Annotated in this window: 27 protein-coding genes and 1 pseudogene; 3 read left to right on the top strand and 25 right to left on the bottom strand. The window is 40.6% G+C overall.

What is annotated here, in order from left to right; translation table 11 throughout:
• Positions 1-18: 18 nt before the first annotated feature.
• From ACVPPQ_RS09370 to ACVPPQ_RS09270, 21 genes are all read right to left on the bottom strand, one after another.
• On the bottom strand, positions 19-645 hold the full coding sequence (locus ACVPPQ_RS09370) for a hypothetical protein (RefSeq protein ID WP_463494197.1): 627 nt from the start codon (positions 643-645) through the stop codon (positions 19-21).
• Positions 646-679: 34 nt separating this feature from the next.
• Positions 680-1,339, bottom strand: coding sequence for a hypothetical protein (locus tag ACVPPQ_RS09365; RefSeq protein WP_463494195.1), 660 nt, complete (start codon positions 1,337-1,339; stop codon positions 680-682).
• 22 nt (positions 1,340-1,361) lie between these two features.
• Entirely contained in the window at positions 1,362-2,000 is a 639-nt protein-coding gene (locus ACVPPQ_RS09360) for a hypothetical protein (RefSeq protein ID WP_463494193.1), read from the bottom strand.
• Positions 2,001-2,042: 42 nt separating this feature from the next.
• Positions 2,043-2,672 carry a hypothetical protein gene (locus ACVPPQ_RS09355; protein ID WP_463494191.1) on the bottom strand — a complete coding sequence of 210 codons (630 nt, stop codon included), beginning with the start codon at positions 2,670-2,672 and terminating at the stop codon, positions 2,043-2,045.
• A gap of 34 nt (positions 2,673-2,706) precedes the next feature.
• The gene (locus ACVPPQ_RS09350) at positions 2,707-3,363 is read right to left on the bottom strand and encodes a hypothetical protein (protein WP_463494189.1); all 657 of its coding nucleotides are present in this window, start codon (positions 3,361-3,363) and stop codon (positions 2,707-2,709) included.
• 22 nt (positions 3,364-3,385) lie between these two features.
• Positions 3,386-3,850 carry a hypothetical protein gene (locus ACVPPQ_RS09345; RefSeq protein ID WP_463494187.1) on the bottom strand — a complete coding sequence of 155 codons (465 nt, stop codon included), beginning with the start codon at positions 3,848-3,850 and terminating at the stop codon, positions 3,386-3,388.
• Between the two features lie 216 nt (positions 3,851-4,066).
• Positions 4,067-4,729, bottom strand: coding sequence for a hypothetical protein (locus ACVPPQ_RS09340; protein ID WP_463494185.1), 663 nt, complete (start codon positions 4,727-4,729; stop codon positions 4,067-4,069).
• A 3-nt stretch (positions 4,730-4,732) separates the two neighbouring features.
• The gene (locus ACVPPQ_RS09335; RefSeq protein WP_463494183.1) at positions 4,733-6,487 is read right to left on the bottom strand and encodes a T7SS effector LXG polymorphic toxin; all 1,755 of its coding nucleotides are present in this window, start codon (positions 6,485-6,487) and stop codon (positions 4,733-4,735) included.
• Between the two features lie 5 nt (positions 6,488-6,492).
• Entirely contained in the window at positions 6,493-6,759 is a 267-nt protein-coding gene (locus ACVPPQ_RS09330) for a hypothetical protein (RefSeq protein ID WP_463494181.1), read from the bottom strand.
• A gap of 24 nt (positions 6,760-6,783) precedes the next feature.
• The gene (locus tag ACVPPQ_RS09325) at positions 6,784-7,107 is read right to left on the bottom strand and encodes a hypothetical protein (RefSeq protein WP_463494179.1); all 324 of its coding nucleotides are present in this window, start codon (positions 7,105-7,107) and stop codon (positions 6,784-6,786) included.
• Positions 7,108-7,110: 3 nt separating this feature from the next.
• Positions 7,111-7,437, bottom strand: a complete 327-nt coding sequence (locus ACVPPQ_RS09320) for a DUF4176 domain-containing protein (protein ID WP_463494177.1) — start codon at positions 7,435-7,437, stop codon at positions 7,111-7,113.
• Positions 7,438-7,459: 22 nt separating this feature from the next.
• Complete coding sequence (essC, locus tag ACVPPQ_RS09315; RefSeq protein ID WP_463494175.1) at positions 7,460-11,392, bottom strand: type VII secretion protein EssC; 3,933 nt, start codon at positions 11,390-11,392, stop codon at positions 7,460-7,462.
• A 9-nt stretch (positions 11,393-11,401) separates the two neighbouring features.
• Positions 11,402-11,959, bottom strand: a complete 558-nt coding sequence (locus ACVPPQ_RS09310; RefSeq protein WP_463494173.1) for a hypothetical protein — start codon at positions 11,957-11,959, stop codon at positions 11,402-11,404.
• Positions 11,943-13,100, bottom strand: coding sequence for a type VII secretion protein EssB (gene essB / locus ACVPPQ_RS09305; protein WP_463494171.1), 1,158 nt, complete (start codon positions 13,098-13,100; stop codon positions 11,943-11,945). Before essB ends, ACVPPQ_RS09310 begins: the two co-directional genes overlap by 17 nt.
• Positions 13,084-13,362, bottom strand: coding sequence for an EsaB/YukD family protein (locus ACVPPQ_RS09300; RefSeq protein ID WP_463494169.1), 279 nt, complete (start codon positions 13,360-13,362; stop codon positions 13,084-13,086). The genes essB and ACVPPQ_RS09300 overlap by 17 nt, the downstream gene beginning before the upstream one ends.
• 2 nt (positions 13,363-13,364) lie before the next feature.
• Complete coding sequence (locus ACVPPQ_RS09295; RefSeq protein WP_463494167.1) at positions 13,365-13,853, bottom strand: hypothetical protein; 489 nt, start codon at positions 13,851-13,853, stop codon at positions 13,365-13,367.
• The gene (esaA, locus tag ACVPPQ_RS09290) at positions 13,828-17,085 is read right to left on the bottom strand and encodes a type VII secretion protein EsaA (RefSeq protein ID WP_463494165.1); all 3,258 of its coding nucleotides are present in this window, start codon (positions 17,083-17,085) and stop codon (positions 13,828-13,830) included. Before esaA ends, ACVPPQ_RS09295 begins: the two co-directional genes overlap by 26 nt.
• Positions 17,086-17,162: 77 nt before the next feature.
• Complete coding sequence (locus ACVPPQ_RS09285) at positions 17,163-17,453, bottom strand: WXG100 family type VII secretion target (protein WP_463494163.1); 291 nt, start codon at positions 17,451-17,453, stop codon at positions 17,163-17,165.
• 193 nt (positions 17,454-17,646) lie between these two features.
• Positions 17,647-18,117 carry a GAF domain-containing protein gene (locus ACVPPQ_RS09280; RefSeq protein WP_463494161.1) on the bottom strand — a complete coding sequence of 157 codons (471 nt, stop codon included), beginning with the start codon at positions 18,115-18,117 and terminating at the stop codon, positions 17,647-17,649.
• Positions 18,118-18,182: 65 nt separating this feature from the next.
• Positions 18,183-18,551 carry a hypothetical protein gene (locus ACVPPQ_RS09275; protein WP_463494159.1) on the bottom strand — a complete coding sequence of 123 codons (369 nt, stop codon included), beginning with the start codon at positions 18,549-18,551 and terminating at the stop codon, positions 18,183-18,185.
• A gap of 18 nt (positions 18,552-18,569) precedes the next feature.
• Positions 18,570-19,286 (bottom strand): DNA alkylation repair protein, encoded by a 717-nt coding sequence (locus tag ACVPPQ_RS09270; protein WP_463494157.1) that lies wholly within the window; start codon positions 19,284-19,286, stop codon positions 18,570-18,572.
• Positions 19,287-19,429: 143 nt separating this feature from the next.
• On the opposite strand from ACVPPQ_RS09270, the pseudogene ACVPPQ_RS09265 reads away from it, so the two are divergent.
• Positions 19,430-20,805 (top strand): annotated as a pseudogene (locus ACVPPQ_RS09265) (amino acid permease).
• A 147-nt stretch (positions 20,806-20,952) separates the two neighbouring features.
• Here the strand turns inward: ACVPPQ_RS09265 and ACVPPQ_RS09260 are convergent.
• Positions 20,953-21,498: a helix-turn-helix domain-containing protein gene (locus ACVPPQ_RS09260; protein WP_254680292.1), complete on the bottom strand. Its 546-nt coding sequence runs from the start codon at positions 21,496-21,498 to the stop codon at positions 20,953-20,955.
• A 261-nt stretch (positions 21,499-21,759) separates the two neighbouring features.
• Here ACVPPQ_RS09260 and ACVPPQ_RS09255 point away from each other — a divergent pair, with 261 nt between their 5' ends.
• Together ACVPPQ_RS09255 and ACVPPQ_RS09250 are read left to right on the top strand one after the other, a co-directional pair.
• Complete coding sequence (locus tag ACVPPQ_RS09255; protein ID WP_463494155.1) at positions 21,760-23,049, top strand: D-serine ammonia-lyase; 1,290 nt, start codon at positions 21,760-21,762, stop codon at positions 23,047-23,049.
• A gap of 17 nt (positions 23,050-23,066) precedes the next feature.
• Positions 23,067-24,395 carry a GntP family permease gene (locus tag ACVPPQ_RS09250; RefSeq protein WP_463494153.1) on the top strand — a complete coding sequence of 443 codons (1,329 nt, stop codon included), beginning with the start codon at positions 23,067-23,069 and terminating at the stop codon, positions 24,393-24,395.
• Positions 24,396-24,498: 103 nt separating this feature from the next.
• Here ACVPPQ_RS09250 and ACVPPQ_RS09245 read toward each other — a convergent pair whose 3' ends face one another.
• From ACVPPQ_RS09245 to ACVPPQ_RS09235, 3 genes are read right to left on the bottom strand one after another with little or no spacing between them, the layout of a single operon-like run.
• Positions 24,499-25,269, bottom strand: a complete 771-nt coding sequence (locus ACVPPQ_RS09245; RefSeq protein ID WP_463494151.1) for an ABC transporter permease — start codon at positions 25,267-25,269, stop codon at positions 24,499-24,501.
• Between the two features lies 1 nt (position 25,270).
• The gene (locus ACVPPQ_RS09240; protein ID WP_463494150.1) at positions 25,271-26,197 is read right to left on the bottom strand and encodes an ABC transporter ATP-binding protein; all 927 of its coding nucleotides are present in this window, start codon (positions 26,195-26,197) and stop codon (positions 25,271-25,273) included.
• Positions 26,194-26,508, bottom strand: coding sequence for an ArsR/SmtB family transcription factor (locus ACVPPQ_RS09235; protein ID WP_025083919.1), 315 nt, complete (start codon positions 26,506-26,508; stop codon positions 26,194-26,196). The genes ACVPPQ_RS09240 and ACVPPQ_RS09235 overlap by 4 nt, the downstream gene beginning before the upstream one ends.
• Positions 26,509-26,657 lie beyond the last annotated feature (149 nt).

Below are 26,657 nucleotides of genomic sequence, written 5' to 3'. Positions count from 1 at the left end.
TAATGCCTCTACTTTAATTTAAATAAATTTTTCGACATATCGCCGAAACCATTTCGGAACCTTAATTAATAAATAGATTGGTACAATAAATATTAAAATTAGTACTATTATTCTGATCGGATGAATTTCAACTTGTTTAGTCGCCGGTGGTGTCAACTGATTAAAAAGCATTATCATCAACATCATGCAACTCACTATTCCGACCATTAACCCCGTGATGCCTGCGTTAAACGTTAAATTGTTATTCAGATAAAGTTCTCTTTTATCAGCGGCCGGTTTTTCGCTTTTCTTAACATTAGCCAATAGAAAAGACCAGGCGGTTATTGTCCAACAAAAGCCTGAAATGATTAACGTTATGAAAAAAACTGCGCCAAATAGATCAGATTGATATTCCGAACTCATTAAATTATTTAAATTAACCGCAAAAATGATCGTTGCTCCTAACCAACCAACGACCGTTAAAAACAACCAACCTAACGAAGTCCCTAATTTGCTATTATTCTTATTTAAAGAATCTCTGTTAACATTCTTTAACGATGATAAAATAACCGCTACTAAATAGATCCCGATGCATAAAATCATTTTGAATACTATCCATAAAACTGATTGTTGTGGTGTGCCCATTAACCAATTGATGACTGTCATCTTAAACCTCCAAATATTGAATTTCTATTTTTTCTTAATTTCGATTACGCCGTCTTTTAAGACGCGCTGGATAATCCTGAACAAGTTGTTGCTGAATCGCATAGGTCCAAACCGATTTTTCAAACCATTTTGGCACATTAAATTGTAGATAGACTCCTAAAATATAGGGTATCACTGCTAATAAGCCAATCCAATGCACTTCGTTATCATTCGGAATTTTCAAAAGAAGATCAATTATTGCACCAGATGGAAACGCCGTTGAAATGAGCCCCATCAATAACGTCAATTGTGAAAATCCAAAAACATAATTCTTGGAAAAACTACTTTCGATTGTTGATTCTATATCTTGTTTATCGCCATCTAATAGTCTCCGACAATTAATAACTAAAAATGTAAAAGAAAGCAATGAACATAAAAGCCCCATTATTCCTGGTACACCCGATAAAAGTAATCCCAATCTTTCACTATCCTCATAATAAAAATGAACGCCTAGAATTAAGCCCACAATTACGCCACCGACTAAATAAACGACGATACTCAACACGGTGTCGATCATCAGAAACGTGCTTCGGTTCTTTTTATTCGTCAATCCATAATACATACCAACCATTAATAGTCCTAAAACAACTAGATAAACACCTATGAACCAAAATGAATTGCTTGTAATCCCTAATACGATATGTTGTACTGCCATTAATTAATGCCTCTACTTTAATTTAAATAAATTTTTCGACATACTGCCGAAACCATTTTGGAATCTTGACCAAAAGATATAGTGGAATCGCGAATTGTAAAATAATTGCGATCAATCCCAATATATGAAATTCATTTGATTTTGAATGCGGGCCAAAGTACAAAACTAGTGATATAAATAAAAATAACGAACCGATTAATCCCAACATTAAACCAGCAATGCCAGTATTCCAGCCACGATTATTTTCTAAATAAAAATCAGTTTTTTCTTCAGCCGACTTACTACTCTCTTTGACATTTTTCAATAAATAACTCCAAGAAATTATCATCAATGAAAAGCTAAACACCATGAATGATATTGATAAATTAACACCTATTAAATCTGAATTTAACTTTGGATTTAATAAATAATTCAAATTAGCACCTGAAAATACGATGGTTACTAATAAAAGTGCATCTACAAATAATAGTCCTTTTAATTTAGTCGTTTGCTGTTCTTTATTTCGAGTACCATTTAACATTTCATCATTAACACTTTGCTTCGAATAGCGTAGGATAACGGGAAAAAAGATGCTGCTCATAATTATTAATTTACAAATTAGAAATAATTTGCCCTGTTGTTGATTTCCAGCAAAGAATTCAACGATGTTTAACCAATCCATATTAGTTTCCTTCAATCTTTTTAACAATTATTATTAGCTATATTAAATGAATTTTTCGACATATCGCCGAAACCATTTCGGAATCTTGACCAACAGATACAGCGGAATCGCGAATGATAATATAAAACCTACGATTCTTAATGGATGAAATTCAAATGTTTTACTAGTTGCCGCAATTTTATCAGGACTACCAAATACCATTGTTAGCATAATAACACCAACCATTCCAAACATTAATCCCATTATTCCGGCATTCAATGTCAAATTGTTATTAAGATACAAAGCTTCTTTCTCCGTCGTCGATTTCGAACTCTTTTTAATATTTATTAATAACACGGACCAAGCAATTATTGTCCATCCAAGACTTAAAACAATCCATGTCCCGAAAAAAAGCAGCCCGGATAAGTATGAATCATGGTCAGGATTTATTAAACTATCTAAATTACCAATCAAAACAAGCACTGAACCTATCCAACCAACAACTGTTAAGACTAACCATCTTAAAGGCATTCCTAAATGGCCATTATTTTGATTTAACGAGTCCTTATTAACATTTTTAACTGATGATAATGTAATAGTTATCAAATAAATAGTAGCGCAAATCGTTATTTTTATTATCAAAAATAAAACCGATTGTTGTGGTGTCCCCATGAACCAATCAAATATTGCCATCCTAGACCTCTATCTAACCTATTTGCTAATTTTTTTATTTATTTCGATCACGCCGTCTTTTAAGACGTGCTGGATAATCCTGAACAAGGTGTTGCTGAATGGCATAGGTCCAAACCGATTTTTCAAACCATTTTGGTATTTTGATTAACAAATAAAATAAAACGATAAACGGTGTAAAATAAATGAGTGCCAATGGATGTGATTCCCCATTATCCGGTATTCTAATCATGATTTCCAGTATGCCCATTAATGCAATTGCTGCAAACGTAAGACCACTAAACAGCGCTATTTGGGCAAATCCGAATACATAGTTATTGGAAAATAATGTATTTATTTTTTCCACATCTCGACTTTGAAGAACATGCTTTTTCGCTTCCTTTGTAAGTACCATAAAAGTAACAATACTACATATAATACCAACAACACCTGGAACACCTGATAAAAGTAGCCCCATTCTAGCACTATCTTCAGCGTAAAAATGAACTCCCAGAATTAAACCAACAATTAACCCACCAACTAAATAAACGACGATACTCAGTACAACTAACAGCATAATGATGATAATTCGATTTTTTTTGCACTGTAACTCGTAAAACATCCCTGCCATTAAGGCCCCTAACCCGATTAAATAAACACCTATGAACCAAAATGAATTACTTGTAATTCCTGGAATTATTTGTTGTACTTTCATAAATTAGTCTCCGGTTTTAAGTTTAAATAAATTTTTCGACGTACTGTCGAAACCATTTGGGAATCTTGACTAATAAATAGACTGGAATCCCAAATAATAATATTGCTTCGATTAAACCCATAATATGAAAATCATTTGAATTTGTTTGTGGACTAAAATACAGAATCATTGACATGACAAAAAACAGAGAACCAATTAACCCAAGCATTAGTCCGGCGATTCCAGCATTCCAACCTCGATTATTTTCTAAATAAAAATCAATTTTCTCTTCAGCCGACTTATTACTCTGTTTGACGCCTTTCAATAAATAGCCCCAAGCAATTGCCATAAACGAAAAGCTAAATACCATGAATGATATTGATAAATTAGTTCCTATTAAATAAGAATTTAGCTTTGGGTTTACTAAATAATTCAAATTAGCACCAGAAAATATGATAGTTACTAATAAAAGAGCATCTACAAATAATAACTCTTTTAATTTTGTCAATTGTTGTTCTTCATTTCTGGTGCCATTTAACGTTTCGTCATTAACACTTTTTTTCGAGTACCATAGGATAACGGGAAAAAGATGCTGCTCATAATTATTAATTTACAAATTAGAAATAATTTGCTCTGTTGTTGATTTCCAGCAAAGAATTCAACGATGTTTAACCAATCAAATATTGCCACCCTATACCTCTATCTAACCTATTTGCTAATTTTTTTATTTATTTCGATTACGCCGTCTTTTAAGACGCGCTGGATAATCCTGAACAAGTTGTTGCTGAATGGCATAGGTCCAAGCCGATTTTTCAAACCATTTTGGCACATTAAATTGTAGATAGACTCCTAAAATATAGGGGGTCACCGCTAATAAGCCAATCCAATGCACTTCGTTATCATTCGGAATTTTCAAGAGAAGATCAATTATTGCCCCGGATGGAAGTACGGTAAAAATGAGCCCCATCAATAACGTCAATTGTGAAAATCCAAAAACATAATTATTGGAAAAACTACTTTCGATTGTTGATTCTATATCTTGATTATCGCCATCTAATAGTCTCCGACAATTAATAACTAAAAATGTAAAAGAAAGCAATGAACATAAAAGTCCCATTATTCCTGGGACACCTGATAAAAGTAATCCCAATCTTTCACTATCTTCATAATAAAAGTGAACGCCTAGAATTAAGCCCACAATTACGCCACCGACTAAATAAACGACGATACTCAACACGGTGTCGATCATCAGAAACATACTTCGGCTCTTTTTATTCATCAATCCATAATACATACCAACCATTAATAGTCCTAAAACAACTAGATAAACACCTATGAACCAAAATGAATTACTTGTAATCCCTAATACGATATGTTGTGCTGCCATTAATTAATTCCCCATCTCTGCATAACTTCTATAAAACGAATTTATAATATTTTTAGCACTATCTAAACTTGAAGCTTGATAACCATGTTCTGCCATTTCCCGATAATTATTAATAACTCTTTGTGCTACCTTAGGTGACTTTCCTTTACTTGACGATTTTACTAAATCATCAACTGCATTCGTTGTTGTATTAACAGTCTGATCACTTATTTTTTTTGCTTTTGTCACTTTAGTAATCCCTTTATTAACACTTTTATTAATCGTTTTGTTGATGGCCATACTTGTTAAGCTATCAGATTTATTATCACCCATTATTTGTGTCGATAAACCATCCGCTACTTTATTACTTATTGCCGAAACAATTGGTTTTGCGACCGTGTCATAGGTCACTTGACGAAGCCCTTCTTGGGCATACGTTTTCCCGATTTTAGTGATAATAGTTGACTTTCCAACAACGGCACCATTTTCTTTCATTGATTCAAATAACACACCACTTTTAGGTTTGATTCCTTGTTTAAAGAACCACTGCGGTTTAACCGCTGATACATTGCCTTTGGCGGCCTTTAGCGCCGCTGTCGCATCTTCTTTAATAAACGTTTTTAGAATTGGTTTTGCCTCACTTTTAGCGGCGGTTAACACGCCTTCTTTTGCTAATTGCTTATATGCACCCCCTGCACCAACTAAATTAGCAACAAATTCGGTGCCTCCATACACCGCATCAGTATTCTTTCCTAAGATAGGACGTACAAGTTCTTTTAAATAATTTTTTCCCCTACCATTTTTACTAAATACAGCCGTTCCATCTTCAATTAAATCAGTTGCTTGGAATATTAATCCTGGTGCCATCATTAATAATGGCGCTGCGCCTAAACCACCAGTTAAAATACCGACAACAACCCCACCCACTAAAAAGCCTAAATCCAACCAAAAACTTTTCTCGGCTTGCTTTTTTTTGTTAGCGATTTCGGTTTTCTTCTGTTTCGCCACCGCTTTTTCGTATTGCTTTTGGCTAGTACGAATTTGGCTAAGGCTCTGTCTGGCTTGCTTATCCGCAGCGGCTCGACTCTGGTTCATTGTGCTGACACTCGCTAGCGCGTTCGTATATTGCTCACCCGCTACCAAATTAAAACCACCGTCTTGATAGTCCGCCATTGTTGGCACGGTACCACCCGCGTATTGACCGACGAGGCTATTTAATTGGCCAATTAGTGTGTCTAAACTCGCAAAATCATTGGCGTGATCACTTTCGTAACGATGCCAGTCCGTTTGCTGATCGAACGCCAGCTTTTTCATGGTCGCCAAATTATCAATCACCGCCGAACTGTTCTTAGTGACTTTCGCTAAACCACTCGTTGCTTTAATGTGCGTAACCTTGGTCATCGTCTTGGTAGCGCTCGTAAAAATTTTATGATAATCGCGGCTGCGATTAGCGACTTCTGTTTGGTGCTTCGCTAGATCGTCATCGATCAATTTAAAAACAACGCCGTTTTGATCAACGGCTGGATAACCGATCACGTAGAAATCGAGCGTTTGTTGCAGATTGTCAACCGCCTGAAGCAACCCGTTAATCATACCGTTAATGTGGACCTCTTGTAAATATGCTGTGATATTAGTCGCGGCTGTTCCTTGAAAATTCTCCGAAGTCGCTAAGTTCTGGAGCGCTGTTTTGAGTTGTTCTAACTTTTCTGTTCGGCGCTTGAGACCATCTGTCGCGCGCTTTTGATAATCCGTTAATTTTTCATAATACAGTTTTGCCACGTGGTTCACCGCTTTCCGTTAGCATTGTCGAGGGTCACTTGGTTATCGGCCGCCGCTGAAAAGCGACTAATATCGTGACTAATCACATCGGCATAGGCGTTGATCGCCTTCGTTAAATCAGCATACTTAATTTGAAATTGCTTAGGAAAATTGGTTGAGAGACTGCCTTGAGGGGCATTTAATCCGTTCCCACCGTCAAGACGCTTGGCAGCCGAGTTGGCCTTCGTTAAATCCGTGTTATACGCCACTTGATCTAAATGTTGTTTAACCATTGGTTACCTCCGATTGACTGTCCGCTAATAGGGACTATTAATTTGATATTTTGCGACCGTGCTGTATGCACCTGCGTATAAATCAGCGCTGAGCGCATCGATTTTACTTTGATAATCACTAATTGCTTTCTCAATTCCGGTATTTATTTTACCGACAGCTTTTTGAAGATCGCTTAATTCATCGATAAATTTCATCTGTTGACTGCCCGCCCACTGTTTGGTCCCGGCCGTCACCAGTTTACTAACGTCTAACGCCGCGATTGCTTCTTGATTCACACGTAATTTAGCTATCGCCGCCGATAACTTGTCTATCTTAGCTTGTTTAGCGGCATCCGCTTTTTTCCCCATTGACTATTCCTCCCGTAGGCTTGCGAATGGATCCGGCGCGCCGTCCTCATCCAACGTTTGTAATATCCGATTCAGCTCGCCCACAATTAAGGCGTCATCTTCATCCCGATAGCCTTCAAAGATTACTTTTAGAATTTGTTCATGATTAAAATAGACGAGCTGGTCTTCAACCAATCCTTCTGGATAAAGAATCGCCCCGTAATCAAAATAATGTGGCGCCCCGCCATCGTCGCTTGGTAACTGAACACCGCGTTGCGCGATTGATAATTTCTTAACGGTTCCTCGTAGAATGATAATTGAGCCTAATGGCAAAAATGCAACCTGTTCCATTTGATAAGACTTCCTTTATTGATTATTTTTGACCGGCAAATCTCATTTTGGCGTATTTGCGGCCCTTGGATTCAAAGTAATAGGCTTCATTTTCAGCCAGTTGGCCCGCCATGGTTGAGCCCGTTGCTTGAATCAGGTTGGTCTCACTGAGCTTCGCCATGACCAGCCCAGCACTGACGATTTCTCGAATCCCCGGTGCATACGGATCAAAGCTACGGCCAACATAGTTTTCTGGACTCTGGATAATGATTGATAAGCCGGCTTTACGCCCTTTTTGAATCGTCAGTTTGAAATCGGCTAAATTAAAGTTGGTCCCTTTAAAGAATTGTTCTAAATCCGCAATATACATCATGGCTGATTCTAATCGCTGATTCTCAGTCGCTGCTTGCACATAATCAGCCATTAATTGTTTTAAAGCCGCGATATCTTCTAAATCATTCGTAAAGACTTGGTTAAACAAGTCGTGCTGCTCTTTTAATTCCGATTCCAAATCAACTAAGAAAAGCGCCTTGGTTTTCGCTAATGCTTTAAATTGCGCGAACAATACTTTTTGAATATTGGCTAACTGTTCCTCCGTACTGTGGGCAATCAAGAAGAATGCTTGTTGATCCGGAATAAAGCCTAATGGCGCCGTGTCACTTAAGGCCAACCCGAGTGGCAATTTGCCAGCGGCTACCCATTCAACGACCCGTTGATCGTGATTGAAGGTTGCTAGCTCAAATTCACTGGGCACAATCGGTAACACCGATGGCCGTTCACCTTGCCAACTGGCCGTCATGACGGTCACATCCTCTTTAAGCCGTTGTAAAATCGCCAGTGTTTCAGTTTCAGGATTCGGCGTATAGATTTGAATCGCATTCACCTGCTCATCAACGGCCAACTGCCCACGACCATTAAAAGCTTGTTGCTGAATATACTCGCGGCCCATAATGTTCCTTAATTCATCATTATCAATTAAGAACAGCGGTAACTGGGTCGCCATATTGCTCAACATCGCCATTCTGATGCCTGAACTGCGACTCGTCGTCATCACTAGGTAAATGCCTAACGAATTGCCTTCTCGTAAAACTTGCATCAGTGTGCTATCAATCGCATCGCGCTGATGATCTTCCAGCGCGGCATCGTAACTATCAATGACGTTGACAATGATTGGTAACTGTTTTTTCGTACTCATTTCATATTGCGTGAGGCTTGCCACCCCGACTTGTTGAAAGGCTTGTTTGCGGTCATCAAGTTGTTCACGAATTCGTTGCAACATTTTCGTTAATTTTTCGACTTGTTCCAAATTAACGAGATCGGCCACGTGGGGTAAATCCTTCAACGGTAATAAACCGTTCGTGCCAAAATCCAATAGATTAAATTGCATTTGTGCTGGCGTATTTTCCTTAGCAAAGTTGATCAATAAGGTTTGTAACGCCGTGGTTTTGCCAAAGCCAGGACTACTATAAATCAAGGTGTTGCCCTGTGTTTCAAGATCAAAATTAAACGTAACTTGCGCTTGTTTACTCGGCACATCCAATAAACCGAGTGGCGCCGCGGTCGTTCGTGGCTGTTGCCAGTTGGTTCTAAAATCAATCTGCGGCGTGGCAATCACGGTGTCTAATGGCGGTAACCACGGTTTATCCGGCAGAACGGCCTTCGTTTCGGTGGCGATTGCGGCAATTTGATCCACGATTGCTTCTAATTGTGTTTTTTCAGCTTGTTGATTGGTCACTTGAACGACTTCATCTTCGGATAAATCGGCCGTTAATAATTCAGTCTGCCCGTAATCATTAATCAACCAAAGTCGTTCATCAATTTTGACTTCCTGACTTTGATTGGGATCATACTTGGCACCACTCCACGCACTCTGGAATAATTCGTAAATTTCATTATTCCCAACTTGTAAATAGGCCCGACCAGGTTCAACAATACTCGCGGCATCCGGTGTCTTTAAAATTTCGTTCGAATCAGCAACATCTTGGACTTTTAAGGCCAATTTAAACCGGGAATTCGACCAGATTTGATCATCGACAACTCCGCTTGGTTTTTGCGTCGCGAGAATCAGATGAACCCCCAGCGACCGTCCAATTCGAGCGGTTGAAACTAATTCGGCCATGAATTCGGGTTCATTAGCTTTCAATTCAGCAAATTCATCGGACACTAAGAAGAGATGGGGTAACGGTTTCGTCGGATAGTTCGCCTTTTCGACTGGGTCGCTGACCAACTTACCGGCTTTATACAGTTTGGTATAACCGTTAATATGATTGACCCCGAACTGACCAAATAGGCGTTGACGTTTTTGCAATTCAGCTCGAATACTGGCTAAAGCCCGGGCCGAACTGGCGCCGTCCAAATTGGTGATGGCGCCGAGTAAATGCGGCAGCTTCGCAAATAAATTCGCCATCCCGCCACCTTTGAAATCAATTGGCAAGAAACCGACATCTTCCGGTGCGAAATTGACAGCCAAACTCAATAGATAACTTTGCACCGTTTCAGACTTACCCGAACCAGTGGTCCCCGCGACCAAACCGTGCGGCCCGTGCGCGCGTTCGTGCAGGTTTAAATAAACAAGTTCATCTTTGCCGCGTAAGCCTAGAGGCACCGCTAATGATTTAGAGGTGTTTGCTTTTTGCCACCGTTGTGCAATCGCTAATTGAGCCGTCGTTTGCACGTTATACATTCCTAAGAAGGTAACCGATTCCGGAATCGCATTTTTTTCGACTTCCAAGTGGTTCAAGTTCGCTAAATGACTAATCAGCACCGGTAAGCTTTGTTGATTCGCTAACCGGTAAGGTTTAAAACTTTTAGCAACATACTGTCGATCTTCATTGATCAGTTTAGCTGCTGCCAAACTGTCATATTCAATGAGTGTCGTGACGGTTTCCGGCAACATAGCAGCGCCTTCTTTCCCCCAGATGACTGTGACTCCGTATTGACTCATATCTTCTGCCAGAAATTCATTTAATCCGTGACCGGCTAACCAACCGTCGTCAAGAATTGTTAAAATGTAATGCGGACTGAACGTCAATTGCTCGTGGCTCTTTTCGGAAACGAGCTGGCGGCGCTTATTGAGTAATTGGTAGAAACTGTTTAAGACCATCTCTTTGGTTTGAACATTGTGTACAATCCCGCGCAGGTTTAATGCGTGGATTTTGAAATGGGGTAACCACCGCCACTGTGCCCAATCAGTTGCGTAGGTTTGTTCGGGCACTAAGGCCAGCATTTCGACATCGTGATACGAATGAAACGTCGCAATTTGCAAGAGCAAGGCTTGAACGACTTCGCTCAACTGTCGTTCCACCCCCACTAAACCAATCGTTTGATTCAAAAGAGGCGTTGTCACCGGCGCATCTTGCAAATACTGATAGGGTTCAATAATCGTTTCGCGCGCCAATTGCATTAAGGGATCGTTTTTTTGTTGCTCATCATCTTTAAAATCTAATTTGAAACTAGGCGCGATTGCCCCAGTTCCCAACATAACTTTCAAATAATCTTGATGATTACTCGTCTTTTCATAGATCCGCGGGCTATAATTTAAAATTAAATCGGCCAACGCCGGCATCGCTGGATAATGATAAGCCAGTGCGTGCCGTTGCGTGACCGCCAACTGGTTAACCTGCGCCGCTTTTTCGACAATGTATTCTTGATAATGACTCGTTCTTAATTGGGCTTGCTGACCGGCCGTCTTTTTATTCGTGAAGAATGACGAAATCGATATCCCCATCGTCATTAAACTAGCGCTCCCCATCCCAAGCATCATAACCGGATTGCGACCACTTAGAATCGCAGTCGCAAAGCTAGCGGTTAACATCCCCAATGGCGGCAGGATGGTTTTGAACAAATCATTCTTTTCTTGGTCTCGTAAATTTTCTGGTTTGTTAATCGTGATTTTATCTTTGGGTTCTTGCAACATGATTCGTGGACTTCTTCTGAAATCCGGAAAATCAATTGGATATTCCGGTTGATAGGGCACCGTCCGTAACTACTTAAACAACGTTTGCTGTGTCAAATCCGTGATTTTAAATTGGTGTGGTCGCCGTTCTAGCATCAGTCCTGCGACTAACACTTGATCGCCGACTGCGAAATTAGTGGTGATATTGGTGATCCGTTTTTGATTCAAATAAATGGCCTGCTCACCGGCCATCAGTGTAATTTGATAGCCATCAGCCCCTAAGGGTGTCACAACAACCCGTGCCGAGTCTTGGATTTGCAAATTTGCTTTGTCATCAGCGGCAATCACCAAGCGATTAATTGGCGGTAAACAACTGACCGTGGTTAACGACGAATGCCGGACAATTAATAATTCAGCAATTCGGACACTCGCCTGCTTGAAGTCAACTGGTTGCGCATCAATCTGTAACTGCCCCGCGACTGTCGTCAACTGATGGTGGCCGACTTGTCGCTGTTGATTCGCGGTCATCGTGACGTGCAATAATTGATCTTCGGTCAGAAAAATATCAAAAGCTATTTCAGGGGTCGCCACAATTTGATCGTCTAAATTACCAACTTGCGGATAAATTGGCTTATTTTTCAAGACCATTGGCTTTGCCCCCTAACTTCTTAACATATTTTTGAATGCTCGCCTGATATTGTTTCAACTGTTTTTGCTTTTGGGTCCCATCCATATGATCGTCAGCCTTCGTGACATCGTATAGTTTAGTGTAGGCGTACAACGTTAATTGATTATCGCCGAGATTCTTGGCGAGACTGAGTGCCGTTTTAAAGTCGCCCCGACCGGTATTAATCCAGTACAACAATGTATTGGTATCACTCTGTGGAGATATCTGATTTAGCAATGTTTTCTTTTGCTGATTGGTTAAATTATCAAGATTAATGTAGCTAGCGGCTAACACGTATTGCGCCGATTTCGCTAAATGTTTCGGATTGTCAGCCTTCAAAATATCAGTGGTTTGATTGTAATCTTTGGTCATAAAGGCCGCCTGACTATTAATCACCCGCGTTTGTTCGGGGGCCTTAACCCCTGACAGATAACCGACACTGCCCGCTAGCACCAAGGTACTAATCGCGAGCACCCCAAATCCCCACCGCAGCCAAGTATAGCGACTCTGTTTAACGGGGACTTGATTCAGCGTCATCTGCCGGTATTCGGCTTGTAGAGTTTGGGTGATGGCTTGAACAGTCTCCGCTGCGACAATCGATTGTTCAAGCGGATTGCGCATCGCCGCCGAGCCATTGACCAACGCCACGTATTCGTATTTCGGATTGAGTGTGTTGAGCACTAACGCTTTATACCGCGCTAAAAATCCCCCTGAATCTTGTTGTTCGGGGATCACGATGCCTTCAAAACCACGATGGGCCATTCTAATCTGTTGTTCAGTGACCCAGATATTTTGGGGCGCTAAGAATAAATTAACATTCTGGCCCTGCCAATGGCCTAAGACGTTCAACATAATCGCTAAGCGCAACCGTTCTTGTTGATTGGCCGCTTGACTAGCAGCTTGCAGCGTCTGCCCCCATTTCGGTAAGGCATATTGAATCATTAACTCATTATTCTGATTGACCGTTAATTGACCAGGCAATAAGGTCGGCGCTTCAGCCAATAACGTTTCAATAAACGCTTGTTGGCCAGCTTGGTATTGATTGGCTTTTAACGTCACTTCAAATTGACCCGCTTCGATTCGAACTTCAATTTGATTTTGACCATCATTGATTTGTGTCATGCTTATTTTCCACCACTTCTTGAATTATAAATTGATCGCCATCACTGACTGGGTAATTAGCGAGCAGTTGATCAGGTGCTAGTCGCAGTTGCTTGCCTTGCAAACTCAAATGCCACTGTTGCGGTAATTCAATCTTGAGTTGTTGTAAATTTAACGCGATTAAGCTTTCTAAACGCTGAGTTGTCACATAGCGTGGTACCTGTAAATCAAAGGATTGCCTTTGATACTGTAATGCAATCGCGATACTGGTTTTTTTAACCATTTTCAATCGTGCCTCCTAAAAAAATGTGCTTGTTGTTTTCCAATATAGACGCCTAGCAAACTTGCAACTATCACCGCTATGCCGCCAATTAGCCACCATAACCAGGTTGGTAGACTAGCTGTCGGCGCTTGATTAGTCGTGGTCGCCGACGTCTCTGAGGTCGCAACTTGTTTAAACGCGATTTGTCGTTGCACCTGATGATCGGCTTTTTGGGCAACCTGGTGTTTGGTTTGAAAATCAACGGCTTTCGCTTGTTGAATTTCAGCCTGCACCGCTTGTTTCTGGCGCTTAACCGTCGTCGTTTTAGCCGTTAAGAACAGATCGGGTAGGACTTGATAGGCCATACTGACTTGTTGTTGCGCTTTTTGATTGTTGGTTTCAATCACTTGATCATTAATTTTAAGCGAACTGCTCGCGCTAACCGGTTTGCACAACGTGAGTAGCAAACCGATTGCTACAACGCCACTAGTCAGCCATTGTTTGTTGACCACGTTGCACCTCTTTTCGATCCTTTAAACAGATGATCAATACACATAAGCTAACCATCACTAGCAATAACAGTAAGATTAACAGCTGCGCAATCGTTAACGGTTTGGTCAATAATTGTCGATAACCATTCTCTAAATTTTGTAAAGGTGACCCTTTAAATAGCCAGAATAAAACTGACTTGGTTTGAATGTTGATGCCTAAAATCGGCGTTAACATTAGGTAACCACCGATTAGAATGCCGAAAAGATACGGTGCCACTTTCGGAAACAGCCGCCAACAGCAATAGGTCACTAAAACACTGATTAAATTGACGCCGGCGGTATAAAGTGACCAACTACTACGTGAATAGGCATCACTAACCCCGAAGGTCGCATTCGCCACGACTAAACTCGCCAATAAACTCGTGACCGTTAAATAACCAACTAATCGCCAACTATTCTGAATCGTCGTCTTTTTGGCGTAACTAATGGCCAATAATAAGGTCATAATCACGGACAAGATCGTCATTAAATACGGAATCGCTGACGTGTTTTGTGCGGTTGTTTGCGAAGCCCCCTTTTTAATCAACGGATTGGCTAAAAAGTTAAAGACGCTTTGATTATCCGCACCACCCGTATGCGTATTCTGTAAAACACTGTTGAAATCGGCTGCGTATTTGCGATTGGCCGCTTGCTTTTTAGCCGAACTCGACACTAATTGATTCGTGTTCTTTAAAACTTGATTCGCATCAGCATTGGTCTCCGTCGTTGTTTTGACGAGGGTTTTAAATTGATCGGTTAAATTACCGATTTTGGTAGCGCCAGTGCTGGTACTTTCGACTTCTTGTTTGGTGCTCGTATTCAATTCTTGGAACGCATCGGCTAACGAATCACCGGTCCCATCGTCAAAATAAAACTCGCTAATATCATCATGGGTGCCTTCCTGATATTGTTGGCGACTAGTCGTTAATTGTGGATTGTCCTGCCATTGTTGATAGGCCGACTCAAGAGCACTGTTGCTTTGGCGATACCAACTGGTTAATTTTTGTTGTTGCTCGTTTAACACTTCTGGGGTCCCCGCCATGCTGGTCAACGTCGCATTTAAAGAAGTGCCATCGTCGTTGTTTAGTACAGCGTCTAAATCGGCAATCAAATGCGTGACTTCGTTCCAGACTAAGTGACCTTGTTGCCCATACTGTTTAACATAGTAATCGGCAATCGTGTCCTGACTTAAATAATCATATTTGTTATAAACGGAATCAGGGCTCGCTAAAGCACTCATTTTAGTTTGTGCATTCTGTTGTTTCAACCAAGCATTAAACGTGGTTGGTGTTAACTGCTGGGTCGTCCCAAAAATCGTGACGAGTCGTTGACTGAGATTGGCCAACGTATCAAAGTTCGCCGTGATCGCGCCAAAATCACTTTGCAACGCTTGGGTTTTAAGCGTGTCATTGACGAAACAACTCAACGTCCCCTTTTGAACTTGATTGTTAGCGGCATCCGAATCTTGATAACGAACTTGATAGTTCAATGTCCGGTAGGCCGTCTTGTTATCCGCATCATTAAACGTCCAAGTGACCGGTAGTTTTAATTTGAGAATGATTGATTCCGGTATTTTGGTTTGCGCTTCACGCGGTGTTTTGAACCGAATCTTAATCGCTTGCCCTTCCAAGGTCGCTACGCCTTGATAAGGTGCCAGTTGCTGATTTAACGCGGCCAACTCTTCCGTAGTCAGCGCTAATGCCAACTGTTGCTGATTCGTCGCAGTGACTGTGATCGTACTTTCCCGATTAGTCATCACCTTAACCGTGTTCTCAACCGTCGCTTTGGTTTGTTCAGGCGCGACCGGATTCGTCGTGTTCAACCAAATTAATTTAGAATCACTCGTCGGCATCGCTTGCCCCAAATCCGTTTCAGCATAGCGTTTGACAATCTCATATTCAGCTTGTAATTGATCGTGTTGCGCTTGGCTAATTAACTTAGCGGCCAACAACTGTTCAATCAGCGCGGGTAACTGACCATCTAAGCCAGCCACCTGTTTTTTAATATCATCCGCATTTAAATAATCGGCCATCGGTAATTTTGAAGGACTATCAACCGGCTGCATGATTTTTTTCACTGATTCGCGAATATCCGCATCCGTCACTGCCCCTTGGCTTGGGTCTTTACCATTGAAATAATGCGTTTCAGTTTGCGTTTTAAGTAATTCCAGATGCGCTTTTTGTTGCGTTAATGCCGTAATTTGTGCTTTTAAATCCGTCATCCGTTTTTGTTGCGCTTCGGAAAAGGCTTGGCCAACCTCAGCCATATTCGCCAATAACCCGGATTGATTGCCCGCTGTATCCTGACTGGCTAGCTGATCAAAATTAACTAAGCGCACATCGTTATATTGCTGATAGAAATCTTGATAGACTTTCGTATCGGTCGTTGACTGCTTAGCCACTAAGGCATTCGCATGGTTCAAATTCAATTCACCAATTTTATTTTGCAATATCACGTATTTAGCTAAATCTTCGGCCGTACTTTCTGCAGCCGCGCTATTTGCTTGCAACATGGTTTGAGTCGCTTTGGTGAAATCAGTCTGTTGCGTTTGCCAATCCGCGTTTTGATCATTCAACCCTTGGGCTGCGGTGACAATTTCCGTTAAACTAGTCGGTAACGTTTTAAACGGCGTCTGAATCTGATTGGTCAACGCCGTTTGGGCCGTTTGATTTCCCGCTGTTATGCCAGAGACATTTCGTTGTGCTTCAGAGAGATTCGCTAACACGCTTGAAAAATACATTTTGATAATCTTTTGATTAAATGAATTTATGATAGTCCCAATTTTCGCTTGGACTAATCGATTCGTTTTTTCACTAGCCCCTTTTTTAACTTTGTATGTAATTTGCGCTTTTTGGGGATTCATACTCTCCAAATTCAATAAACGCTGCGAGAAATTCTGGGGTAAAATAATTTCAACATCGTAGGTGCCATTCTTAAAACCGGCTTCGGCAACGTTTTGTGAAGCGACTTGCCACGAATGTTGATGATCTTGATTAACTAAATTGATAAAGTTCTTTCCCAAATTGAGTGTCTTATTTTGATATTTCGTACCCAAATCTTCGTTAACCAGCACATAATGCACCGTACTAGCCTGTTTATTCGATAACTGGTGTAAATGCTGATTATTCATCCCAACTTTAATCAATAAACCGCTGACGGCTAAAATTCCCGCCAGAATAAATAAAAAGCCACTGATTTTATTAAACTTTTTCATCCATTTTCCTCCACAAAATAAAACGACGTTAGCATTTTTTTGCCAACGTCTGTTTGTTTCCTATTTATGCTAGCTGATTAGAAGCCAAAGCCCTTAGCATCTTGTGCATCCCGTTCGGCAACAGTATTGGCATATTTATTCAATTGCACGTTGATACTTTCCAATAATTCTTCAAACTTGGTCACTTGACCATACAATTGATTGTATTGTTCTAAGTAGGATTCAAACGCGGAACCTTGCCATTCTTCGTGAATTGTTTCATTCATCGCATTGACCGTTTGAATCTCTCGTTCAATCCCATCCTTCGCGCGTAGATAAACTTGCGATTGTTGTTGTAGCTGTTCTGGTGTGACGGAAATTTGTGCCATAATGATTCACTCCTATTGTTTAATTATTATTTGAACACTTAAAAATTTAACATATAATTTAAATTTAATCAATAATTTATATGCATTTTATCTATATTTAAATGTTATTGTCGCCACAACATCTATTTAGAAAACTTATTTAACGCGCAAAAAAAGCCAATCCTCTACGAGAATTGACTTTCTAAATATAGATTTAATTGGCCATTAAAATAGCCACATACTGTTCTAAATAAGTTTGATCGATTGCATCATAATCAGCGACTAGCTCACTATCAAGATCTAAAACCCCAACTAGCTGATTATCTTGAAGCATTGGTACCACAATTTCAGACCGCGCCCGCGAATCACAGGCGATGTAGTTCTGCCGTTGCTTCGCATCAGCCATGATGACCGTCACTTGGGTTTCAGCAGATTCACCACAAACCCCTTTGCCCAGCGCAATGTGGACGCACGATACATTACCCTGAAAAGGCCCAAGAATCAATTCACCATCTTGATATAAATAAAAACCGGCAAAGACCGTGTTCGGTAATGTCTGATTCAATAGCGCCGAAGCGTTCGCTAAATTTGCAATCAAATTCGTTTCGCCCGCTAATAAAGCTTTTTGTTGCGCCAGTAGCATCTCGTACGCCGCGACCTTCGTATCTTGATCTTTAAATACCATCTCAACCACCCCTTTTGAGGTAGTATAACGAAACTGACTGTTTTTAACAATTTTAGTGCTGGCCCTTAATCAGTCACCGCTAATGTGGTTTGCGCGACGGTCTGCCCGTTGACGATTAACGTCACTTGATGAACGCCTGGATAATGTTTGCGCGTCGTTAAATCTTTAAAATTAAGTTGGCGTTGGCCAACTAACGGCACAACGCCATTAACCGGTTTATCGAGTAACTTAAAGAGCTTCCGCGATGTTTGCCCGTTTGCTTTAACGTAATCCACGGCGTATTCAATTCGGATAAATAATGCGTCCTCAGATCGTAGTTCGACCCTGTACTGTAATAATGTCTTCGCCCCAATCGCAACAGTTGTCGGATTAACCATTAAATTAGCAGATTGTACCAATGGTCGATTGGGTTGATCGCTCGCATAACCAAACAAGCCTTTAACCGTATCAAACTACTTACGCAATAAAGTGCGACAGCCATGACGAATAATCCAATCAGTTTCGACGGATTGCCCTTGCCAGCGTTTGGCAGTCGCAATCACTAGGTCCGGATGGTCTTTGGCGATATCGTTTAAATTGTTGGCAACACTTTTACGAACATACAAGGCCGGATCATTTTTTAATTGTTCTAACAACGCCAAGACAGGTATCGGATCTGTTTTAAAAATCGGTAGCGACTGACCCCAAGGTAATCGGGGTCGGCAGCCTTCCGTCGCTAAACGCCGTACATGTTGATGATCACTTTGTGCCCAACGGTTTAATTGAGCCATCGCACGCGTTGGGTCCGCTAAAATAAACGTCCGAATCGCAAATTCAGCCGATGACTGTTGCGTAAAACATTCTAAAGCTTTCATCGATAAGTCCCAATCAGCTTGCACATCACCATAAACGACCACGAAGTCCGGAAAAAAGAGATACGGAAAACCGTGGCATTCCGGCGCTATGGTCATCAACACATCAATAGCCTTCGCATACGACTGGGGTAAATAGTGGCCCAAAACCATCGCTATTTTGCGCGTCCGTTGTTTCAACGCCAACTCATCCCAGGGTTGCGTCAAAATGGTCGTCACAAAATCAACCGTATTAAAAGTTGGTACAACTTTTTGTACTTTGGCCGCAAAAGTCGTTAAAAACTCTCGATGGTAAATATCCTTTAATAATTCTGCCATGAGCACCCTCCATTAATCATTCATCTTTATTATACCAAAATTATATAAAAATAAGATTGTTCACAAATATACAAACAAAACCTTGATTTGTCACTAAACTGTCGATATGATTAAATCAATACATAGAAAGTGAAGTGAAATATATGGCAAAAGATAACAATTTAAGTCGTAGTCTATCATCCCGTCAAATTCAGATGATCGCCCTCGGTGGCACAATTGGGGTGGGGCTATTCATGGGTTCGGCCGCCACGATTAAATGGACAGGCCCTTCAGTCTTGCTTGCTTACGGCTTAATGGGCATTATTCTGTACTTAATTATGCGAGCCCTAGGCGAAATGCTCTATCTGGATCCTTCCACCGGTTCATTTGCCACATTTGGTAGCAACTATATTCACCCGGTCGTCGGTTATCTGACCGCGTGGAGTAACGTCTTTCAATACTTAGTCGTTGGGATTAGCGAAGTGATTGCGGTCGGCACCTATTTACATTATTGGTGGCCGAACCTGCCCGCGTGGATTGCCGGCGTTGTTGTGATTGTCACGCTATGCTTGGCCAACCTCACTTCGGTTAAAGCCTATGGTGAATTAGAATTTTGGTTTGCTCTGATTAAAGTCGTCACCATTATTCTAATGATTATTCTCGGGCTACTCGTCATTATCTTTGGCTTAGGCAATCACTGGCAACCAATTGGCATTAGTAATCTTTGGAAACACGGCGGTTTCTTCACCGGTGGCCTGTCAGGCTTTATCTTTGCGCTGTCAATTGTCGCCGCGTCTTATCAAGGTGTTGAAGTGATTGGCATTACCGCTGGCGAGGCGGCCGATCCGCAACATAATATCGTCAAAGCGATTCAATCAATTGTCGGTCGGATTTTAATTTTTTATATCGGTGCGATTTTCGTGATCGTCGCCATTTATCCTTGGAATCAATTAGATGCCGTTGGTTCACCGTTCGTGGAAACCTTCTCGCGTGTCGGGATTACTTTCGCCGCCGGAATTATTAATTTCGTCATGTTATCTGCCGCGATGTCTGGTTGTAATTCTGGATTTTCAGTTCCAGCCGAATGATGTATACTCTCGCCCAACGTGGTGAATTACCCAAGTCATTCATGAAACTTTCGAAACACCAAGTCCCTTATTGGCCCGTCGTTACAATTTCAATCGGGATTTTAATTGGCTTAATTCTAAACACTTTAGCCCCAATAATTTTCCCTAAAGCAACCGATTTATTCGTCGTTGTTTATAGTTCCAGTGTCCTGCCCGGTATGGTGCCTTGGTTTGTAATTCTAATCAGTGAACTCCGTTTCCGGAAAATGTATCCCGAAAAAATCGTTGACCATCCCTTCAAAATGCCATTCTATCCTTGGAGTAATTATATCGCGATTGCCTGTTTAATCGTGATTCTAATTTTCATGTTCTTGAATCCAGATACACTCATTTCAGTCATTATCGGGATTATCTTCCTCGTCGTCATGACGGGTGTCTACTATTTACAATACGGCCGTCAAAAACGCGCCTAATTAAAAAAAGTTCGGTTACCGACAAGTCAACGTCGCTAACCGAACTTTTTTTGATTTAATATTGAATCTGTCATTTCTCTAAATAAAGCCACATTCGTCCAGCAACTTAAGCTGAATATAGCTTTATTGGGTTCAGTACTTGACTGCCTAGAATGATGGTGGTGTCACAGAAAAAATAACCTCAACTTCAACTGCTTCGATATTTTCCCATTTATGCGTCATATAGGCTGGGATTTTAACACTATCCCCTTTTTCTAAAACATATAACTGCTTGTCTAAATATAAATTAACCTGACCGGTCAAAACATAGGCAATCTCTTCACCATTATGGCCCATCGGTTCATCCGATGAAGTAACCCCCGTTGGAATTCGTAAAATCATCGTTTCTAACTCACCTGAAAAATCTGGTGATAATAACTCATACGATAAATTTTTAACAACCATTTTTTTATGATCGTTTTTTCTCGTGATTAATCCCTCAGTTGTTTTTTCTTCTAAGAAAAAATAAAAAATCGGAACCTCTAAAATACGAGAAAGCACTTTTAAAGTTTGAATCGAAGGATTAGCGGTCCCCCGTTCAATTTGACTTAACATAGACGGTGTAATGGCACCCTTATTTGCTAAATCGCGCATCGTGTACCCTTTTTCTTTTCTAAATTTTGCAATCTGATTGCCAATATTGACTGTATCCATCTCGCACCTCTTACGTTAAATTATATTAAACAAAAAGCATAAAAGTTAAATGTGATTTGACAAAATAATTTTAATAGCTTACAATCCTTTTATATTAGTGTTTAACAACGAAATGAAATCGCTACCTTTTGTCTTTGTTTGATTAATCATCTTTAACATACCACTATTCATTATAGATAATTTCATTTAACTTTAAAAGGATTAAATTCTCGTTGACAACCACTAGTTACCACTAAAACTGCTATAGAAAGAGGTTTTATGATGACAATTGAAATGGATCCATTCTTAACTGATTTACAAAATTGCAAAGAAGTTTGCTGGAAAAATCCAAATTTAGGCAAGGACACCAAAACTTATTTCACCGTAGCAGATATTCAAGATGCTTCCGATCGTTTAGATCGTTTTGCGTCCTATATCGCTACCGTCTTTCCTGAAACTCAAAAAACAAATGGCATTATTGAATCACGTTTAACTGAAATCCCTGATATGCTAGAAGTTTTAAAAGAAAAAGAATCAATTGTCACCGATAGCCAATTATATTTAAAATGTGATAATGATTTACCAATCTCCGGTTCTATTAAAGCACGTGGTGGTATCTATGAAGTCCTAAAATTTGCTGAAACAGTTGCTTTAGAATCTGGACAATTGGCATTAACCGACGACTACGCTAAATTAGCAAACGAAGAATTCAAAACCATGTTCTCAAAATATGCGATTGCGGTTGGTTCAACTGGTAACTTAGGTTTAAGTATCGGTATTATGGGCGCAAAACTCGGTTTCCACACAACTGTTCACATGTCGAATGATGCAAAACAATGGAAAAAAGAGCTATTGCGTAAACGTGGTGTGACCGTTGTCGAACATGAAGGCGATTTTAGTAAAGCTGTCACGCTAGGCCGCAAAGCGGCTGAAAAAGACCCACAATGCCACTTTGTTGATGACGAAGGCTCACGTGATTTATTCCTTGGCTATTCCGTCGCTGCATTAAGATTGAAGAAGCAATTTGAAGAACAAGGGATTGAAATTACCGCTGAAAAACCTTTATTTGTTCATTTGCCATGTGGCGTTGGCGGTAGCCCCGGAGGTGTCGCTTTTGGATTAGTAACAATTTTTGGTCCTAATGTTAAAATTGTTTTTGTTGAACCCACACATGCACCTTCTATGTTACTAGGTTTATATACTGGTTTGAACGATGGCATTTCGGTTAATGATTTAGGCATTGATGGCAAAACAGCCGCCGATGGGTTAGCCGTTGGACGCCCTTCACGTTTGGTGGGCACGGTGATTAATCCAATTTTATACGCCGCGTCAACGGTTCAAGATGATCGTTTATACCAATATTTAACGCTTTTAGCCGATAGTGAAAACATCTATGTTGAGCCTTCATCAACCGCCGGAATTGCTTCATTTGTTAATCTCAATCAAAAATTAGTCTCAACAGAACCTTCAATTCAAAAAGGAACCCATCTAATCTGGGGAACTGGTGGCAATATGGTTCCTAAATCAGAAATGGCCTCATATTACGAAAAAGGACGTTCTTTATTAAAGTAACGATTAGGTGAAACTAAATGGAAATGATCGTTTTACTCTTAGCAATCAGTTGCTTAATCTTTCTAAGTGTTAAAGTAAAGTTGCATCCCTTTTTCACACTATTGACCGTTTCTTTTATCTATGGTCTACTCTCCCATCTTAGCTTTATTCAGATTTTAAAGCTTGTTAAAGAAGCTATGGGCTCAGCAGTATCGAGCCTGGGCTTAATCGTTTTGGTTGGGACTGTCACTGGTGGCCTCCTCGAAATTAGCGGAGCAACTGATGTCATTGCCAAAAAAATAGTTGCTTTAACGGGTAAAAAGCTCTCACCGATTGGTCTGGCTTTAACGGGTTTATTGGTTTCGATTCCAGTTTTTTGTTCATCTGCTTTCATTCTTTTAGCCCCATTAGCGAAAAAAATGAGTAAAGAGGCCCATATTAATTATATGGTGATGATCATTGCGCTAAGTATGGGCTGTCTGATTCCAACGACGTTTATTCCACCCACGCCCGGACCACTAGCTGCAATGGATATCCTATCCTTGAATATGGGAAAAGTGATGTTTATCTCTCTGATATTTGGTTTAGTATTAATTCTAGTTGTTTTTGGTTGTGCTAAATGGCTTGGTCATAAATACCCTTACCCAACCGATAATCTCGAAGAATCAGACGAAAGCAACAAACAACCTAAGTTTGGGTTTGGCTTTGCGATTTCACCAATTATCGTCCCCGTCTTTTTAATCATGTTAAAGACTTTCTTAATTGGTTCAATTAACTCCCATACCTTTTATTATGCGATACTAGAGACGCTTGGCACAACAGAAATTGCGTTAATCATCGGGTTACTGTTAGCACTTAGTTTATGTTGGCAAAATAAAAAAGATGCCAGTGTCTGGCAATTCGATGGTGTTTTTGGTCAATCGCTACAAGCCGGCGCCCAAATTTTAATCATTATTTGTGCCGGCAGTGGTTTTGGTGCTGTCTTGCAGGCAACCGATTTAAAAGATGTTTTAGCAAATTTACTGGTTGGTTCATCGCTAGGTCTATTAACCCCATTTTTAATTGGGGTCATTTTCAGAACAGCAATTGGTTCGATTACCGTCTCTTTAATGACTGCTACATCTATTATTGCCCCTATTATTCCGGCGATGGGTTATGATGGCTTCATCGGGACCACTCTAATCTTTTTAGCTTGTGCTTCCGGTGCTTTCATGGTCTTTCATGGCAATGACGATATGTTTTGGTCAGTAACCACGGCTGCTGATTTAGACTCTAAACTAGCCTATAAAGTGCTACCGATTGCCAGTATCATCATCTCATTGACCAGTTTTATATTAGTCTGTATTTTAGCTAAAATTCTGCTGTGAAACCAATCCTCCTCTATTAAACTAAAGCACATTCGGTATTTATACCGTCTCAAAAAACCTTATTGGGCGAGCCCAATAAGGTTTTTTGTATTAAATCTTTAAATTAACTTCTTAATCCCGTTCCTTTATCAATCAAGTACCAACAAATCGTATATAATACGATGATGAATAGCACTAGAATCGTGATTGAGACCGCAATCGACACATCCGCGACCCCCAAGAAACCGTACCGAAAACCAGAAATCATATAGACAATCGGATTGATTTTTGAAACCGCCTGCCAAAAAGGTGGCAACATTGAAATCGCGTAAAAAACCCCGCCCAGATAGGTTAACGGTTGTAACACAAACGTCGGCACGATCGACACATCATCATAAGATTGTGCAAAAATACCATTAATCAGACCGGCTAATGAGAACAAAATCGCCGTCATTAAAAAGGTGACAATCACCATCAACCATGAATAGACGTGTAATGGTACGAAGAATAAGGAAATCATCGTCACCAAGGCCCCAACTAGGATACTACGACCAAGCCCGCCAATCACGAATCCCCAAATAATAATGTGGGTCGGCACTGGTGCGACCAGCAATTCTTCAATATTCTTCTGGAATTTTTGCGAGAAAAAGGACGATGATACATTGGCGTACGAACTCGTAATAACCGACATCATAATCAAACCGGGCACAATAAAGGCCATATAAGAAAAACCACCCATATTACCAATCCGGCCGCCAATCATCTTGCCGAAAATCACAAAATAGAGTGAGGTCGTGATGACTGGTGGGACTAACGTTTGGACCCAAATTCTTAAATAGCGGTTTGTTTCTTTGACCGCTAAACTTTTTAAAGCCGTTAAATGTAAATTCGTCATCCTAGTTCGCCCCCGATTGGTTTTCTGTCGTAATTTTCAAAAATAAAGCTTCTAGGCGATTCGACTGATTCCGCATCGACAGCACTTTAATCCCTTGCGCACTTAACTGTTCAAACAGCGCATTAACCCCTTGATGGCGTTCAACTTCCACCACCAAAGTCTGGGCATCTTCCAAGTGACTCTGATAACCCTCAATTTCAGGGTTTTGAGTCCCTTCAGCCAGATCAAAGATAAAGGTTTCAAACTGTAATTTTGCCAGCAATGCTTTCATACTGGTATTTTCAATCAACTCGCCCGATTGAATAATCCCAATATTGCGACACAGCATCTCGGCTTCTTCTAAATAATGCGTCGTTAAAATAATCGTTGTCCCACTGGCATTCAATGCGCTTAAAAAATCCCACATTTCACGTCTTAATTCGATATCAACGCCCGCAGTTGGTTCATCTAAGATTAATAAACGCGGTTCATGCATCAAGGCCCGCGCAATCATTAAGCGGCGTTTCATCCCGCCGGAAAGCATCCGCGCGCGCACGTTGCGTTTCTCCCATAGATCAGATTGTTTCAAATATTTTTCACTGCGAATCAAAGCTTCCTTGCGGGGCACACCGTAGTAACCCGCTTGATTGACCACAATTTGTTGGACCGTCTCAAACGGATTAAAATTAAATTCTTGGGGGACTAAACCGATTTGTTGTTTGGCCCGAACTAAATCCGTATCGAGATCATGACCAAAAACTTGAACGTGCCCAGCCGTTTTATTGATCAGCGAGGTGACAATCCCAATCGTCGTCGATTTACCCGCACCGTTTGGCCCCAAAAGCGCATAGAAATCCCCTTCGTCAACCGTTAAATCAATCCCGCGCAATGCTTCAACACCCGATGAATAGACCTTTTTTAAACCTTTAATTTCAAGTGCAGCAGTCATTTAATCAGCAACTCCTTTTTATCTATTCTCTTTTCTGAATCTAACTTAAAAATTTGAGCTGTTAGTGCTTGAAATTCTGCCAGCCGTTCTGGCACCAGTGAATAGTACTGCCATTGACCGGCTTTACGCGCCGTTACTAGTCCCGCTTCCATCAAGACTTTCATGTGGTGTGAAAGTGTGGGTTGTGTAAAATCAAAATGATCTAAAATTTGGCACGCACACTTCTCACCAGTCGAAATCACATCTAATATTTGCAGACGATTCGGTTCGGCCATCGCCTTCATTATCTTTGATAAACGTAAATAATCCATCATGCCACTCCCTACATAGATAACTGTCTATCTTTAATATAGATGACCATCTATCAATTGTCAACAACACACCAGACTAAAAAAAACTGCAATATAAGTCTAAGCATCCTGATATTCAATAACATTCTTCTTCGACGCGCACCATAACG

It is taken from the genome of Latilactobacillus parafuchuensis (assembly GCF_055271665.1).
Note: the sequence above shows the minus strand (reverse complement) of the source record. Positions and strands in the feature narration are given on the sequence as shown.

Coding starts and splice junctions, on each gene's coding strand:
- ACVPPQ_RS09350 (WP_463494189.1), bottom strand. CDS start 3,363: ATGAAAGTACAACAAATAATTCCAGGAATTACAAGTAATTCATTTTGG.
- ACVPPQ_RS09360 (WP_463494193.1), bottom strand. CDS start 2,000: ATGGATTGGTTAAACATCGTTGAATTCTTTGCTGGAAATCAACAACAG.
- ACVPPQ_RS09285 (WP_463494163.1), bottom strand. CDS start 17,453: ATGGCACAAATTTCCGTCACACCAGAACAGCTACAACAACAATCGCAA.
- ACVPPQ_RS09325 (WP_463494179.1), bottom strand. CDS start 7,107: ATGGGGAAAAAAGCGGATGCCGCTAAACAAGCTAAGATAGACAAGTTA.
- ACVPPQ_RS09250 (WP_463494153.1), top strand. CDS start 23,067: ATGGAAATGATCGTTTTACTCTTAGCAATCAGTTGCTTAATCTTTCTA.
- ACVPPQ_RS09330 (WP_463494181.1), bottom strand. CDS start 6,759: ATGGTTAAACAACATTTAGATCAAGTGGCGTATAACACGGATTTAACG.
- esaA (WP_463494165.1), bottom strand. CDS start 17,085: ATGAAAAAGTTTAATAAAATCAGTGGCTTTTTATTTATTCTGGCGGGA.
- ACVPPQ_RS09365 (WP_463494195.1), bottom strand. CDS start 1,339: ATGGCAGTACAACATATCGTATTAGGGATTACAAGCAATTCATTTTGG.
- ACVPPQ_RS09270 (WP_463494157.1), bottom strand. CDS start 19,286: ATGGCAGAATTATTAAAGGATATTTACCATCGAGAGTTTTTAACGACT.
- ACVPPQ_RS09240 (WP_463494150.1), bottom strand. CDS start 26,197: ATGACTGCTGCACTTGAAATTAAAGGTTTAAAAAAGGTCTATTCATCG.
- ACVPPQ_RS09280 (WP_463494161.1), bottom strand. CDS start 18,117: ATGGTATTTAAAGATCAAGATACGAAGGTCGCGGCGTACGAGATGCTA.
- essB (WP_463494171.1), bottom strand. CDS start 13,100: ATGACACAAATCAATGATGGTCAAAATCAAATTGAAGTTCGAATCGAA.
- ACVPPQ_RS09310 (WP_463494173.1), bottom strand. CDS start 11,959: ATGGTCTTGAAAAATAAGCCAATTTATCCGCAAGTTGGTAATTTAGAC.
- ACVPPQ_RS09320 (WP_463494177.1), bottom strand. CDS start 7,437: ATGGAACAGGTTGCATTTTTGCCATTAGGCTCAATTATCATTCTACGA.
- ACVPPQ_RS09245 (WP_463494151.1), bottom strand. CDS start 25,269: ATGACGAATTTACATTTAACGGCTTTAAAAAGTTTAGCGGTCAAAGAA.
- ACVPPQ_RS09300 (WP_463494169.1), bottom strand. CDS start 13,362: ATGGTTAAAAAAACCAGTATCGCGATTGCATTACAGTATCAAAGGCAA.
- ACVPPQ_RS09235 (WP_025083919.1), bottom strand. CDS start 26,508: ATGGATTATTTACGTTTATCAAAGATAATGAAGGCGATGGCCGAACCG.
- ACVPPQ_RS09340 (WP_463494185.1), bottom strand. CDS start 4,729: ATGGCAGCACAACATATCGTATTAGGGATTACAAGTAATTCATTTTGG.
- ACVPPQ_RS09355 (WP_463494191.1), bottom strand. CDS start 2,672: ATGGCAATATTTGATTGGTTCATGGGGACACCACAACAATCGGTTTTA.
- ACVPPQ_RS09260 (WP_254680292.1), bottom strand. CDS start 21,498: ATGGATACAGTCAATATTGGCAATCAGATTGCAAAATTTAGAAAAGAA.
- ACVPPQ_RS09370 (WP_463494197.1), bottom strand. CDS start 645: ATGACAGTCATCAATTGGTTAATGGGCACACCACAACAATCAGTTTTA.
- ACVPPQ_RS09255 (WP_463494155.1), top strand. CDS start 21,760: ATGACAATTGAAATGGATCCATTCTTAACTGATTTACAAAATTGCAAA.